Here is a 13,300-nt window from a genome sequence, read left to right on the forward strand (position 1 = left end):
TCGCCGCCCCGCTGCGGGGCTTGCGCGGCGACCGCGAGCGTCCGCAGCGTTCCTGCGACCGCAAACCCCCGGAGCATTCCCATGGCACAGACTCTCGAAGACAACGATCCCCTGAAGGACGGCCCCGTGATCGCCCAGGGGGTGGATGAAGAACCTGTCGAAGCGAACCGCCGCATCTTCGAAGGTCCGCTGCTTCTGGTCATGAGCGGGATGGCGATGTTGTATGCCATGTTCCACATGGCCGCGCTGAACGGCGTGTCGATCGAGAACCTGACCGGCGTGGCGATACCCCTTCTACCCCAGTTTCCCATGGAGACGTGGAATTTCCGCATCGTCCACATCGCGGGGGCGCTGGTGCTCGGTTTCCTCATGTATGCCGCGCACGGTTTTTCCGAAGATGACGGAGTGAGCGAAACACCGCATCTGGGTCGTGCGGCCCTGGTTCTGCTGGCACCGGCCGCCTTTTCGCTGGCGGTGGCCATATACTTCGCGGTGCAGATCGCGGGGGGGCTCCAGTGGAACGGCATGGACGCGGGCATCAAGTTCCGCGAAACGTGGCTGTTCGGGGCGCCGCTGCTGGTGGCGACCACAGGCGGGATCGTGCTGTCCTGGTTCGACCGGCGCGCGCGCGGAAAGCTGTCCATGCCGGATATCGTGCTGTCGGTCTGCGGGATCGCGGTCGCGGCCTATCTCATCGCCATCTACGGCACGCTGATGCGCAATTCGACGGGTACGCCCTTTGCGCCGATCGGCATCTCCATCGCCGCCGTGGCCGGCACGGCACTCATCATGGAAATGACGCGGCGGGTTGCGGGGCTTGCGCTGGTCATCATCGCGCTCGTGTTCCTGGTCTATGTCTTCGCGGGTCCCTACCTGCCCGGCTTTCTGACAGCGCCTTCCGTATCTTGGCAGCGGTTCTTCAGCCAGGTCTACACCGATGCAGGCATTCTCGGGCCGACCACCGCGGTGTCGTCGACCTACATCATCCTGTTCATCATCTTCGCGGCGTTCCTTCAGGCCAGCAAGGTCGGCGACTATTTCGTCAACTTCGCCTTCGCCGCCGCGGGGCGCACGCGCGGCGGTCCGGCGAAGGTGGCGATCTTCGCCTCGGGTCTCATGGGCATGATCAACGGCACGAGCGCGGGCAACGTGGTCGCCACCGGCTCGCTGACCATCCCGCTGATGAAAAAGGTCGGCTATCACAAGAAGACCGCTGGCGCGGTGGAGGCCGCGGCGTCGACCGGTGGCCAGATCATGCCACCGATCATGGGGGCCGGCGCCTTCATCATGGCCGAGATCACCGGCATTCCCTACACCGATATCGCCATCGCCGCGATCATTCCCGCCGTGCTCTATTTCGTGTCCGTGTTCTTCATGGTGGATTTCGAAGCCGCCAAGCTGGGCATGAAAGGCATGCGCGAAGACGAAATTCCGCGGCTCAGCAGGCTGATCCGGCAAGTCTACCTGTTCTTGCCGATCCTCATTCTCATCGTGGCGCTGTTTCTCGGCTATTCGGTGATCCGGGCGGGCACCTATGCAACCGTTGCGGCGGCGGTGGTGTCTTGGCTCACGCCCTATCGGATGGGACCGAAATCGATCCTCAAGGCGTTCGAACTTGCGGGCATCATGTCGATCCAGATCATCGCTGTCTGTGCCTGTGCTGGCATCATCGTGGGCGTGATCTCGCTGACCGGGGTTGGCGCGCGGTTTTCCAACGTGTTGCTCGAACTCGCGGGCGTCAGCCAGTTGCTGGCCCTGTTCTTCGCCATGTGCATCTCGATCCTGCTGGGGATGGGGATGCCCACCACCGCCGCCTATGCCGTGGCCGCGTCGGTCGTGGCGCCGGGGCTTGTCGATCTCGGCATCCCGCAACTGACGGCGCATTTCTTCGTCTTCTACTTCGCGGTCCTGTCGGCCATCACGCCCCCCGTGGCACTGGCGAGCTATGCGGCGGCGGGCATATCGGGCGCCAACCCGATGGAAACCTCGGTCGCGTCCTTCAAGATCGGGATCGCCGCCTTCATCGTGCCGTTCATGTTCTTCTACAACGGTGCGCTGCTGATGGACGGGTCGTGGTTCGAGGTGCTGCGCGCCGGGGCCACGGCGACAGTGGGCGTCTTCCTGCTTTCGGCAAGCGTTCAGGGCTGGTTCATGGGCGGACGCACGGCGTGGTTCATCCGCGCGGCACTGCTGGTGGCGGCGTTGACGATGATCGAGGGCGGACTGATGACGGACCTTGTCGGCATCGCGCTTATCGCGGTGTCGTGGTTCGTGCAGCGGACATTCCACCCCCGGCCCGACGCGGCACCCGTGCTGGCGAAAGGCGCGGACTGACACACTTGGCTATGGCGCGCGGCCCGGATGTTCCGGGCCGCGTTTTCGTTTCTGAGCAGTGGCTTGTCGGTCAGACCGTCTCGCCCGCGTCCAGCCGTTCGAGCAGCCTGCCGGCATCGCGCAGCACCGTGGCGCGGTGGGTTTCGTCCATCCGGTCCCAGGTGCGATACATCTGCGCCATGCGCGGGTTGCCCCCGAAACGGTCCCGGTGGCGGATCAGGAAATGCCAGTAGAGCAGGTTGAACGGGCAGGCCTTGTCCCCCGTCTTCGCGGTCACGGCATAGGCGCAGCCCTTGCAGTAGTCCGACATGCGGTTGATGTAAGCGCCTGACGACACATAGGGTTTCGACCCTACCACGCCGCCGTCGGCGAATTGGGACATGCCGATGACGTTGGGGGCCTCCACCCATTCGTAGGCGTCGGCGTAGACGGCGAGGTACCATTCGTGGATTTGGTGCGGGTCGATGCCGGCGAGGAGGGCGAAGTTGCCGGTGACCATCAGGCGCTGGATGTGGTGGGCATAGGCCTCCGCCCGCGTCTGGGACACGGCGGCGGACATGCAGGCCATCTGCGTGTCCCCGCCCCAGTACATGTCCGGCAATTTCCGCTTGTGTTCCAGCACGTTGCGGGACGTGTAATCGGGGCCTTCGATGTCGTAGACACCGCGGCCGAATTCGCGCCAGCCGAGGATCTGGCGGATGAACCCTTCGGCCGCGTTGATCGGGGCTTGGCCGTTTTTCCATGCGGTTTCAGCGGCTTGGCAGACCTTGAGCGGGTCGAGAAGCCCCGCGTTGATATAAAGCCCCAGCACCGCGTGCGACAGGAAGCCGTCGTCGCGCAGCATCGCGTCCTGGTAATCGCCAAAGGTTTCAAGGCGTTGGGCGATGAAATGGTCAAGGGACGCCTGCGCCTGATCGTGGTCGGTGGCGAACCAGAACGGGCGCAAATCACCGAAATTGCTGGGAAATTCCCGTTCGACCAGCGCCAGCACCTCTGCCACCGTGTCGTCGGGGTCGAAGCGCAGGGGACCGGAGGCGAATAAATCATTTCCTTTCAAGGGTTTGCGGTTGTCGTGGTCGAAGTTCCACTGCCCGCCCGCGGGCTTGTCGCCGTCCATCAACAGGCCGGTCTTGCGTCGCATTTCGCGATAGAAATACTCCATCCGGAGCTGTTTGCGGCCAGCCGCCCAGTCCTTGAATTCGTCCTTCGAGGCGATGAAACGGGTGTCGGAATTGCATATGAATTCCATATGACTCCCATATGACTCGTGCAGGGCGTCCAGCGCCTGCCGCAGCCGCCATTCCCCCGGTTCGGTCACGACGGCGCCGTCCGCCCCGTGATCCGCCGCGCGACGGGCCAGTTCGTCCGGGATCGCGTGGGTGTTCTCGGGATCGTCGAGGCGGGTATAGGCGACCTGCCAGCCGTCCGCTTCCAGCCGCCGCGCGAACTTGCGCATGGCGGCGAAGAGGAACGCGATCTTCTTGGGGTGGTGGCCGACATAGGTCGCCTCCGCCCGGACCTCGGCCATCACGATCAGGTCGCGGTCCTTGTCGGCATCGCGCAGGGCGTCGAGATCGGGGGACAACTGGTCGCCGAGGATCAGGATCGCGCGGCTCACCACGGGATCTCCCGCCCCGCATAGTCGAAGAACCCGCCGGACTGGTCGGGGGTGAGAGCCGTGACCACGTCGATCAGGCGGGTGGCGGCCACGTCGGGGGTCACCTTGTCGTGGTCGGGATAGTTTTCGGTGAAGCGCGTGGCGACGGTGCCGGGGTGCAGACAGGCGACGATGGCGTGTTTGCGCGTCCGGCCGATCTCGATAGCGGCGCCGTGGATCAGCGCGTTCAGGGCGGCCTTGGACGCGCGGTAGGAATACCAGCCCCCGAGATGGTTGTCGCCGATGGACCCGACGCGGGCCGACAGCGCCGCGAAGACCGCCCGCCGGTCGCGGGGCATCAGCCGCAGCGCGTGCTTGAGGACGAGGGCCGGTCCGAGGGCATTGAGATGCATCTGCGCGGTGAATTCGGCGGGTGACAGGTGGCGGAGGGTCTTTTCCGGCCCCTGCCCGTTCGTCAGCGCGCCGGTGGCGACGAAGACCAGGTCATAGGGGCCGGTGAGCGGCTTTAGTGCGGCTTCGACGCTGGCCTCGTCCGTGACGTCCAGCCCCGTGGCGCGCGAGAGGCCGGTGACGGTGATGCCGCGGGATTCAAGCTCCGCCCGGAGCGCCTGCCCGATACCGCCCGTGTCGCCGATGAGTAATGCGTGGTCCATGCTTTGTCTTGATCCCGTGGCCGCCCCGATTGAAAGGCAGCTAACCGGACGACCGAGATAGTCAAACCGGGCGGTTCAGCATCGATCGGCAATGGCCCGCACACCGCGTTGGCGCATTCGCGCCGATGTGATCGGGCATGACGTAGGGGCGCGGTGGCAACCCCCTTACAACGCCAGCGTGGCGCATCTACCTCACGCACAGGAGCCGGCAAATGCCCGTGCTCCTGACAAATACCTGTGGCGGACCGAGCGTCCGCCCGATTTCCCGAGGGGAAGCCACAATGAATATCCGCACCTCCGCAGCAGCGTTCGCGCTGACCGCCTTTCCGTTCGCAGTGATGACCCCGGCAATCGCCGGCGGCCCAACCGAACCGGCCGTGGAACCTGTGCCGGTGGCCCAGGCTGCACCAGCCTTTTCGAGCCTTTGGTCCGGTGGCTACGCCGGTGCACAGCTTGGCTGGGGCTGGGCCGACCGGTCGGGCGACGGCGACATCAATTCGTTCGGAGATCGCATCGATGCGACGACCGACACGTTCCGCAACATCGGTTCCGACGGCGACGGCGTGATCGGCGGTATCCATGGGGGCTACCTGTGGAATTCCGACCGCTTCGTCTATGGCGGTGAGGCCGACATCAATTTCGGCGACATCGAGCTGGACAATAACGTGGGTTCGGTGGACCGGACGGGCAGCATCAAGGCGAAGGCCGGGTATGACCTTGGCCGGACGCTGATCTATGCGACTGCCGGTACGACATATGCCGAAGCCGATATCGGCAACACCGATTTCAGCGACTGGGGTTGGAATGCCGGTGCCGGCGTCGATTACCTCGTCACGGACACCGTGTCGGTCGGCGCGGAAGCGCTTTACAACGACTTCGGCGAGTTCGACAATTCGGGCACCGACCTGTCGCTGACCACGCTGGTGGCGAAGGTATCGTATCGCTTCTGAGACGCGGTATCTGTCTCAAGGACGAGAAGGGGCGCCTTGGAGCGCCCCTTTTTCGTGGCTGGGTGCTTGCCCATGGCGGCGCAGACGCGTCCTTACCCGCCGATGGTGTAGCTCGGCGACATGCCGCCGTCGCGGCGGGCGAAGCGGACCGTGTCGCCTTCGATCATGGGTGTGCTGCAATAGGTCTGCCCGGCGAGCGATGCGGGGGCGGTGTAGCTGGAGCAGATCTCGGCGCCCTCGACCGTGTACGTGCCCTCTATCGGGGCGTCGCCCAGCGACCCGCCCACGGTCCCGTCGGGGCGGAAGAGGAACGTGGTGCCGCTGTCCGCCACGAGCTGGCGGTCCAGAAGCGGGGTGACCGCCGTCGTCTCCGCGCTGTCCATGGTGGCGTCGCAGCCCGCCAGTGCGAGCGCGGTCACGGCCAGTGCCGCCTTGAATACAGTCATTGAAGCCTCCGCTGTCGTTCAGGGTCGGGGTCAGGCTAGCGGCGCGGTGCCCGGCTGTAAACGGCGCGCGGATCGCGGCGCGCGGGTGGGCGGAAATCGCATCTTTTCAAGCGGCGCGGCGGGGCCTATAACCCGGCGTCATGACACACGGGTTCGCATATCCCTGCCCTGCCCTGCGCGCCGGTTCCGGCCTGCGCGGGCTACTCGGTCTTATCCGCCTCTGAGCGTGCCGGTCTCTGGCGCGTCCGCTCAGAGGTATGTATCGCGCCGACAAGCCCCGATGACCGATCATTGACAGGACAAGACCATGACCGACGACCCGACCCGCGTGCGACGCTTCGACGATCCCGACCGCGTGCGCATCTTCGACGATCCCGACCGTGTGCGCATCTTCGACACGACCCTGCGCGATGGCGAGCAATCCCCCGGCGCGACCATGACCCACGAGGAGAAGCTGGAGATCGCCACCATGCTCGACGAGATGGGCGTGGACATCATCGAGGCGGGCTTTCCCATCGCGAGCGAAGGCGATTTCGAAGCGGTGCGCGACATCGCCAAACTGTCGCGCGACGCGTCCATCTGCGGGCTGGCGCGGGCGAACCTGACCGATATCGACCGCTGCTGGGAGGCGGTGAAGCATGCCCGCGCGCCGCGCATCCACACCTTCATCGGCACCTCGCCGCTGCACCGGGCGATCCCGAACCTGACCATGGACGAAATGGCGGAGCGGATCGACCAGACGGTGCGCCATGCGCGCAACCTGTGCCCCGACGTGCAGTGGTCGCCCATGGACGCGACGCGGACGGAGTGGGATTTCCTGCGCCGCACCGTCGAGATCGCCATTCATGCGGGGGCGACGACGATCAACATCCCCGACACCGTGGGCTATACCGCGCCCGAGGAAAGTGCGGCGCTGATCCGGCGGCTGATCGCCGAGGTGGACGGGGCGGAGGACGTGATCTTCGCGACGCATTGCCACAACGATCTGGGGATGGCGACAGCCAACGCGCTGGCGGCGGTCGCGGGCGGCGCGCGGCAGATCGAGTGCACGATCAACGGGCTGGGCGAACGCGCGGGGAATACGGCGCTGGAGGAGGTCGTGATGGCGCTGCGGGTGCGCCACGACATCATGCCCTATGCGACCGGCATCGACACGACGAAGATCATGAACATCTCGCGCCGGGTGGCGGCGGTGTCGGGCTTCGCCGTGCAGCCGAACAAGGCGATCGTGGGCAAGAACGCCTTCGCGCATGAAAGCGGCATCCACCAGGACGGGATGCTGAAGAACGCCGAGACGTTCGAGATCATGCGCCCGCGCGATATCGGGCTGGCGGAGACGAGCCTGGTGATGGGCAAGCATTCCGGGCGCGCGGCGCTGCGGGCCAAGATGGCCGATCTGGGCTACGAGCTGGGGGACAACCAGCTCAAGGACATCTTCGTGCGGTTCAAGGCCTTGGCCGACCGCAAGAAGGAAGTCTATGACGAGGACCTGATCGCGCTGATGACCGATGCCGCGGTGGAGGCGCAGGGCGAGCATCTGAAGGTCAAGTTCCTGCGGGTGATCTGCGGCACCGAGGCGCCGCAATCGGCGGACCTGACGCTGACCGTGGACGGGGTGGACCATCAGACGACCGCGCAGGGCGACGGGCCGGTGGATGCCACGTTCAACGCCGTGAAGGCGCTGTTCCCGCACAACGCGCGGTTGCAGCTCTACCAGGTGCACGCGGTGACCGAAGGCACCGACGCGCAGGCCACGGTGACCGTGCGGCTGGAGGAGGACGGCAAGATCGTCACCGGCACGTCGGCGGACACGGATACGGTGGTGGCGTCGGCCAAGGCCTATGTCGCGGCGCTGAACCGGCTGATCGTCCGGCGCACGCGCGCCACGAAGGACGGCAAGGAGATCAGCTACAAGGACGCGGGTTGAGCCGCGCGTCCTGTCACGAGAAAGGCCCGGCACATCCGTGCCGGGCCGTCGACGATCCTGCGCGGACGCATCAGCCTTTGCGGCGACGCGCCACGACGGACAGCGCACCAAGCGCGGGCAGCAGCAGCAGCCCGGCGGCCGGCACGGGAATTGTTGGCAGTTGCGGTTCAATCACGACGCTGCCCTCCTCGCCGCGCACGAAGGCCAGATCGAAGCCGGGCGAGCCGCCACCATTGTCGAGGCCGACGATCCTGACCGCGTTCACGTTGCCGGTGAACGCGTAGTCGGCGAAATCGAAGCTGGTCGTCGATGCACCGAAGGCTTCACCGAGATAGGTGAAGGTCGCCCCGAGATCCGTCGATACGAAGACATCCGCGTTCTCGGCGCCGTCGCCGGGTTCGTCGATGAACAGGTCGTCCTGTCCGGGTGCGTCGAAGATGAACCCCTCCGAGAATCCGAGTGTCAGGGAGGAGCCGATCGGCAAGGACACGAACGTGTTCGAATCTCCATCCGTGGCGTAGGACAGTGGAACGGCCTCGGGATAGCTGGCCGGAACGAAGGTCCCGCCATAAGGCCCCGCAATCGGTCCGGCGCCGGAATCGACGAAATCCAGCACGAGATCGGCGGTGATCGAAGCGGCGTTGACCGAAGCAGGCAGCATCAGCGCGGCGGCGAGCAGAGCCAGTCGTTTCATGGGCATGATCCTGTTCCCTTTTCTTGCGAACCATTTAAGTGACCTTTGGTAAAGGTTAATGAAATCGACCGGACTTTCAAGAATTTTCTGGGGCGGCGGCACACCGCCCATCGTGGCGGCGCGGCCCGCCGATTGCCGGTAGCGCCCCCTTTCGCCCCTCCGTCCCCGCGCCTATAAGCGGGTCCAACCTGCGGGACGACTCGCGGGATGCAATCTTGAGCAGAGCGGAAAGACGATCGACATGGCAACTTGGGGCGGTCTGTTCTCGTCGGACATGGCGATCGATCTCGGCACGGCGAACACGCTGGTCTACGTCAAGGGCAAGGGCGTGATCCTGAACGAACCTTCGGTCGTGGCCTATCACGTCAAGGACGGCGTGAAGAAGGTGCTTGCCGTGGGCGAGGACGCCAAGCTGATGCTGGGCCGCACGCCCGGCAGCATCCAGGCGATCCGGCCCATGCGCGAAGGCGTCATCGCCGATTTCGACGTCGCGGAAGAGATGATAAAGCATTTCATCCGCAAGGTGCACCGGCGCGGCATCTTCTCGAAGCCGAAGATCATCGTCTGCGTGCCCCATGGTGCGACGCCGGTGGAAAAGCGTGCGATACGGCAGTCGGTGCTGTCGGCGGGCGCGCGGCGCGCGGGGCTGATCGCGGAACCGATCAGTGCCGCTATCGGCGCGGGCATGCCGATCACCGACCCCACGGGCAACATGGTGGTGGATATCGGCGGCGGGACGACCGAGGTCGCGGTGCTGAGCCTTGGCGACATCGTCTATGCGCGGTCGGTCCGGGTGGGCGGCGACCGCATGGACGAAGGCATCATCAGCTACCTGCGCCGCCAGCATAACCTGCTGATCGGGGAAGCCACGGCGGAGCGGATCAAGACCCAGATCGGCACGGCGCGGATGCCTGATGACGGGCGCGGCACGTCGATGATGATCCGCGGCCGCGATCTGCTGAACGGCGTGCCCAAGGAAACCGAGATCACGCAAAGCCAGGTGGCCGAGGCGCTGGCCGAACCCGTGCAGCAGATCTGCGAGGCGGTGATGAGCGCGCTGGAGGCGACACCGCCGGACCTGGCCGCCGACATCGTGGACCGCGGTGTGATGCTGACCGGGGGCGGCGCATTGCTGGGCGATCTGGATCTCGCGCTGCGCGAGCAGACGGGGCTGGCGATCACCGTGGCGGATGAGGCACTCAACTGCGTGGCGATCGGGACGGGCAAGGCACTGGAATATGAAACCCAGCTGCGGCATGTGATAGACTACGACAGCTAGGCCGGGCCGCGCGCCCGGACCGGCGCAGGGCCATGGCCCCCGGACACCGGGGGCAGGACAGACAGGCGATGGCATACGGCGCAGACAACGGCACGGACCATTTCCGCCCGGTGCGGCGCATCCTGCTCGGCCTCGTGCTGGCGGGGCTGGTGGGGCTGTTCCTGATCTGGCGGATCGACAGCCCGCGGGTGGAACGGCTGCGCGCCGCAGCACTGGACGCGGTGATCCCCCATGTCGCATGGGTCATGCGCCCGGTCACGGGGCTGGCGCAGATGGCCGGGTCGTTCCAGTCCTATGCCGCCCTGTCCGAAGAGAACCGTGAATTGCGCCGCGAGTTGCAGCAGATGCAGGCGTGGAAGGAAGCCGCGCTGCAACTGGAACAGAAGAACGCGCGGCTGCTGGACCTGAACAACGTGAAGCTCGATCCCAAGCTGACCTTCGTCACGGGCAGCGTGCTGGCGGACAGCGGGTCGCCCTTCCGGCAGTCGGTGCTGCTGAACGTGGGCGCACGGGACGGCATCCGCGACGGCTGGGCGGCGATGGACGGGCTGGGCCTTGTGGGGCGGATATCGGGCGTGGGGGCGCAGACCGCGCGGGTGGTGCTGCTGACGGATCCTGCGTCGTCGATCCCGGTGACGATCCAGCCGTCGGGGCAGAAGGTGATCCTGTCGGGGGACAACACCGCCCTGCCCCGGATCGCGTTTCTCGAGAACCCCGACCTTGTGCGGCCCGGCGACCGGGTCGTGTCGTCGGGCGATGGCGGGATCTTCCCGGCGGGGATCCTCGTGGGGCAGGTCGCGCGGGGAACGGACCAGCGGTTCCGGGTGCGGCTTGCGGCGGATTACGGGCGGCTCGAATTCCTGCGGGTGCTGCGCTATGGCGGGCCCGAGGCGATTTCCGACACCGGCGGGCTGGTGGGGCCGACCGCCGCGCTGGCCCCGGTACAGGGCCCGCCCCCGGCGCCGGAGGTGGACCGATGACCGAGGTGCGGCTGCACAGGCGGGTCCTTTCCGGCGCGGCCTTCGCGGGGCTGGCCGCGGCGATGGTGCTTGTGAAGCTGCTGCCGCTGGGGCTGAACGCGGGCGGCTGGCCCGTGCCCGATCTTCTGATGTGCCTGCTGGTGGCCTGGATGATCCGGCGGCCCGACCTGTTGCCGATGCCGCTGGTGGCGGCGGTGTTCCTGTGGGCGGACCTGATGCTGATGCGCCCGCCGGGGCTGTGGGCCGCGCTGGCGGTGCTGGCGGGCGAATGGCTGCGGCACCGGCAGCGGGCCTTGCGCGCCGCCCCGCTGGTGGCCGAGCCGGGGTTGCTGGCCGCGCTGATGGTGGCGATGGTGCTGGCCCATTGGGCGGTTCTGGCGGTGCTGTTCGTGGACCAGCCGCGGCTGGGGCAGCAACTGCTCCAGGTGCCCGTGACGGTGCTGGCCTATCCGGTCGTCGCGGCGCTGCTGCAACTGGGGCTGGGTCTGCGTCGGCACCCCGTGATCGAAGGCTTCGGCCGACGGGCGGCACGGGCATGAGGCGCCCGCCCAAGGATACCGACGACAGCGCACGCCGCATCTCGCGCCGGGCACTGGTGCTCGGCGGGGCGCAGCTGGCCTTTGCCGGCGTGCTGGGCTGGCAGATGCGGCGCATGCAGATCGAGGAGGCCGACGCCTTCCGCCTGCTGGCCGAGGAGAACCGGATCAACCTGCGCCTGCTGCCGCCCGCCCGCGGCGTGATCTTCGACCGCGAGGGCAGGCCCATCGCGGTGAACGACCAGAACTACCGCGTCGTGATCGTGCGCGAGGATGCGGGCGACGTGGCCGATGTGCTGCACCGGCTTGCGCAGGTGATCCCGCTGGAACCGGACCAGATCGCCAACGTGGTGGCCGAGACGCGCCGCCGGGTGGGTTTCGTGCCGGTGACGGTGGCCGACCGGCTGGATTGGGACGACCTGTCGCGCGTGGCGGTCAACGCCCCCGCCCTGCCCGGCATCCATCCCGAGGTCGGCCTGTCGCGCGCCTATCCGCTGGGGCCGGATTTCGCCCATGTGGTGGGCTATGTCGGCCCGGTCAGCGATTACGACCTGTCGAAGCTGGACGACCCGGAACCGGTCCTGCAGATCCCCGGCTTCCAGATCGGCAAGAGCGGCGTGGAAGCCCGGATGGAAGGCGATCTGCGCGGCCGCGCGGGTACCAGCCGGATCGAGGTCAACGCGGCGGGGCGCGTGATGCGCGAACTGGCCCGCGACGACGGCCAGTCGGGGCACGATCTGCACCTGACCATCGATGCGGGCCTGCAGAATTTCGTGCAGGCGCGGGTCGCCGACGAAAGCGCGGGCGTCGTGGTGATGGACGTGGAAAGCGGCGATCTCGTGGCCGTGGCCTCGGCCCCCAGCTTCGATCCGAACCTTTTCGTGCGGGGCATATCGGTCGCCGATTACCGTGGATTGATGGACAATCCCTATCGCCCGCTGGCGAACAAGAGCGTGTCGGGCGTCTATCCGCCGGGTTCGACCTTCAAGATGGTTACGGCGCTGGCGGCGCTGGACGCGGGCGCCATCGGCTTGGAGGACACGGTCTGGTGCCCCGGTCATCTTGATGTGGGCGGGCGGCGGTTCCATTGCTGGCGCCGCGGCGGGCACGGGCACATGAACCTCCATGACAGTCTCGTGCAGTCCTGCGACGTCTACTACTACGACGTGGCACAGCGCATCGGGATCGACCGGATCAGCGCCATGGCGGAACGGCTGGGCATGGGCGTGCGCCATGACATCCCGATGTCCGCGGTGGCCGAGGGGCTGATGCCCTCCACCACCTGGAAGGCAGAACGGCGCGGCGAAAGCTGGCGGCCCGGCGACACGGTGAACGCGAGCATCGGGCAAGGCTATGTCCTCGCCTCGCCGCTGCATCTTGCGGTGATGACCGCGCGGCTGGCCAGCGGCACCGACATCGCGCCGCGGCTGGTGCGCGCCGTGGACGGGCGGCCCGAACCCGTGCGCGTAACCGGCGGACTGGGCCTGCGGGCGGATCACCTGGCCGCGGTGCAGCGCGCCATGGTCGCGGTCAGCAATTCGCGCCGCGGCACGGCCTACCGGTCGCGCATCGCGGACGAGACCATGGTCTTCGCGGGCAAGACCGGCACGAGCCAGGTGCGCAACATCACGGCCGCCGAGCGCGCGCAGGGCGTGTTCCGGAACGAGGACCTGCCGTGGAACCGGCGCGACCACGCGCTGTTCGTGGGCTATGCGCCCGCCGACAAGCCGCGCTATGCCGTGTCGGTGGTGGTGGAGCATGGCGGCGGCGGATCGGCGGCGGCGGCGCCCGTCGCGCGCGACGTGATGCTGCGCGCGCTGCACGGCGACATCCCGCCCCTCGCCGCCTATCCCGAGGCCGAGCGCCCCGCCGCCGAGGAGCGG

At 67.0% G+C, this 13,300-nt stretch carries 11 protein-coding genes; 7 read left to right on the forward strand and 4 right to left on the reverse strand.

Annotation, left to right across the window (positions count from 1 at the left end; translation table 11 throughout):
- Window positions 1–81 precede the first annotated feature (81 nt).
- Window positions 82–2,334: a TRAP transporter permease gene (locus DDE13_RS02875; RefSeq protein ID WP_111401249.1), complete on the forward strand. Its 2,253-nt coding sequence runs from the start codon at window positions 82–84 to the stop codon at window positions 2,332–2,334.
- A gap of 70 nt (window positions 2,335–2,404) precedes the next feature.
- Here DDE13_RS02875 and DDE13_RS02880 read toward each other — a convergent pair whose 3' ends face one another.
- On the reverse strand, window positions 2,405–3,952 hold the full coding sequence (locus tag DDE13_RS02880) for a cryptochrome/photolyase family protein (RefSeq protein ID WP_222626010.1): 1,548 nt from the start codon (window positions 3,950–3,952) through the stop codon (window positions 2,405–2,407).
- Window positions 3,949–4,605, reverse strand: coding sequence for an SDR family NAD(P)-dependent oxidoreductase (locus DDE13_RS02885; RefSeq protein ID WP_111401253.1), 657 nt, complete (start codon window positions 4,603–4,605; stop codon window positions 3,949–3,951). The genes DDE13_RS02880 and DDE13_RS02885 overlap by 4 nt, the downstream gene beginning before the upstream one ends.
- Window positions 4,606–4,886: 281 nt before the next feature.
- Between DDE13_RS02885 and DDE13_RS02890 the strand changes: the two genes are divergently transcribed.
- On the forward strand, window positions 4,887–5,555 hold the full coding sequence (locus DDE13_RS02890) for an outer membrane protein (RefSeq protein ID WP_162630832.1): 669 nt from the start codon (window positions 4,887–4,889) through the stop codon (window positions 5,553–5,555).
- A gap of 92 nt (window positions 5,556–5,647) precedes the next feature.
- Here the strand turns inward: DDE13_RS02890 and DDE13_RS02895 are convergent, their stop codons facing one another.
- Complete coding sequence (locus DDE13_RS02895; protein WP_111401257.1) at window positions 5,648–6,001, reverse strand: hypothetical protein; 354 nt, start codon at window positions 5,999–6,001, stop codon at window positions 5,648–5,650.
- 307 nt (window positions 6,002–6,308) lie between these two features.
- On the opposite strand from DDE13_RS02895, the gene DDE13_RS02900 reads away from it, so the two are divergent.
- On the forward strand, window positions 6,309–7,928 hold the full coding sequence (locus tag DDE13_RS02900; RefSeq protein WP_111401259.1) for a 2-isopropylmalate synthase: 1,620 nt from the start codon (window positions 6,309–6,311) through the stop codon (window positions 7,926–7,928).
- Between the two features lie 70 nt (window positions 7,929–7,998).
- Here DDE13_RS02900 and DDE13_RS02905 read toward each other — a convergent pair whose 3' ends face one another.
- Window positions 7,999–8,622: a VPLPA-CTERM sorting domain-containing protein gene (locus DDE13_RS02905; protein WP_162630833.1), complete on the reverse strand. Its 624-nt coding sequence runs from the start codon at window positions 8,620–8,622 to the stop codon at window positions 7,999–8,001.
- 241 nt (window positions 8,623–8,863) lie between these two features.
- Between DDE13_RS02905 and DDE13_RS02910 the strand changes: the two genes are divergently transcribed.
- From DDE13_RS02910 to mrdA, 4 genes are all read left to right on the forward strand, one after another.
- The gene (locus DDE13_RS02910) at window positions 8,864–9,901 is read left to right on the forward strand and encodes a rod shape-determining protein (RefSeq protein ID WP_111401264.1); all 1,038 of its coding nucleotides are present in this window, start codon (window positions 8,864–8,866) and stop codon (window positions 9,899–9,901) included.
- A 68-nt stretch (window positions 9,902–9,969) separates the two neighbouring features.
- Window positions 9,970–10,881, forward strand: coding sequence for a rod shape-determining protein MreC (gene mreC, locus DDE13_RS02915; RefSeq protein ID WP_111401266.1), 912 nt, complete (start codon window positions 9,970–9,972; stop codon window positions 10,879–10,881).
- Window positions 10,878–11,420: a rod shape-determining protein MreD gene (locus DDE13_RS02920; RefSeq protein WP_111401268.1), complete on the forward strand. Its 543-nt coding sequence runs from the start codon at window positions 10,878–10,880 to the stop codon at window positions 11,418–11,420. Before mreC ends, DDE13_RS02920 begins: the two co-directional genes overlap by 4 nt.
- The coding region (gene mrdA / locus DDE13_RS02925) for a penicillin-binding protein 2 (protein ID WP_111401270.1) at window positions 11,417–13,300 on the forward strand (1,884 nt) is incomplete at its 3' end. The genes DDE13_RS02920 and mrdA, both read left to right, overlap by 4 nt.

The organism is Meridianimarinicoccus zhengii, from assembly GCF_003254465.1.
Taxonomy (GTDB): Bacteria; Pseudomonadota; Alphaproteobacteria; order Rhodobacterales; family Rhodobacteraceae; genus Meridianimarinicoccus; species Meridianimarinicoccus zhengii.

Bases quoted from the DNA above. Each gene is read 5' to 3' on its own strand.
- mreC (WP_111401266.1), top strand. From the start codon at position 9,970: ATGGCATACGGCGCAGACAACGGCACGGACCATTTCCGCCCGGTGCGG.
- DDE13_RS02895 (WP_111401257.1), bottom strand. From the start codon at position 6,001: ATGACTGTATTCAAGGCGGCACTGGCCGTGACCGCGCTCGCACTGGCG.
- DDE13_RS02920 (WP_111401268.1), top strand. From the start codon at position 10,878: ATGACCGAGGTGCGGCTGCACAGGCGGGTCCTTTCCGGCGCGGCCTTC.
- DDE13_RS02905 (WP_162630833.1), bottom strand. From the start codon at position 8,622: ATGAAACGACTGGCTCTGCTCGCCGCCGCGCTGATGCTGCCTGCTTCG.
- DDE13_RS02890 (WP_162630832.1), top strand. From the start codon at position 4,887: ATGAATATCCGCACCTCCGCAGCAGCGTTCGCGCTGACCGCCTTTCCG.
- DDE13_RS02910 (WP_111401264.1), top strand. From the start codon at position 8,864: ATGGCAACTTGGGGCGGTCTGTTCTCGTCGGACATGGCGATCGATCTC.
- DDE13_RS02875 (WP_111401249.1), top strand. From the start codon at position 82: ATGGCACAGACTCTCGAAGACAACGATCCCCTGAAGGACGGCCCCGTG.
- DDE13_RS02885 (WP_111401253.1), bottom strand. From the start codon at position 4,605: ATGGACCACGCATTACTCATCGGCGACACGGGCGGTATCGGGCAGGCG.
- DDE13_RS02900 (WP_111401259.1), top strand. From the start codon at position 6,309: ATGACCGACGACCCGACCCGCGTGCGACGCTTCGACGATCCCGACCGC.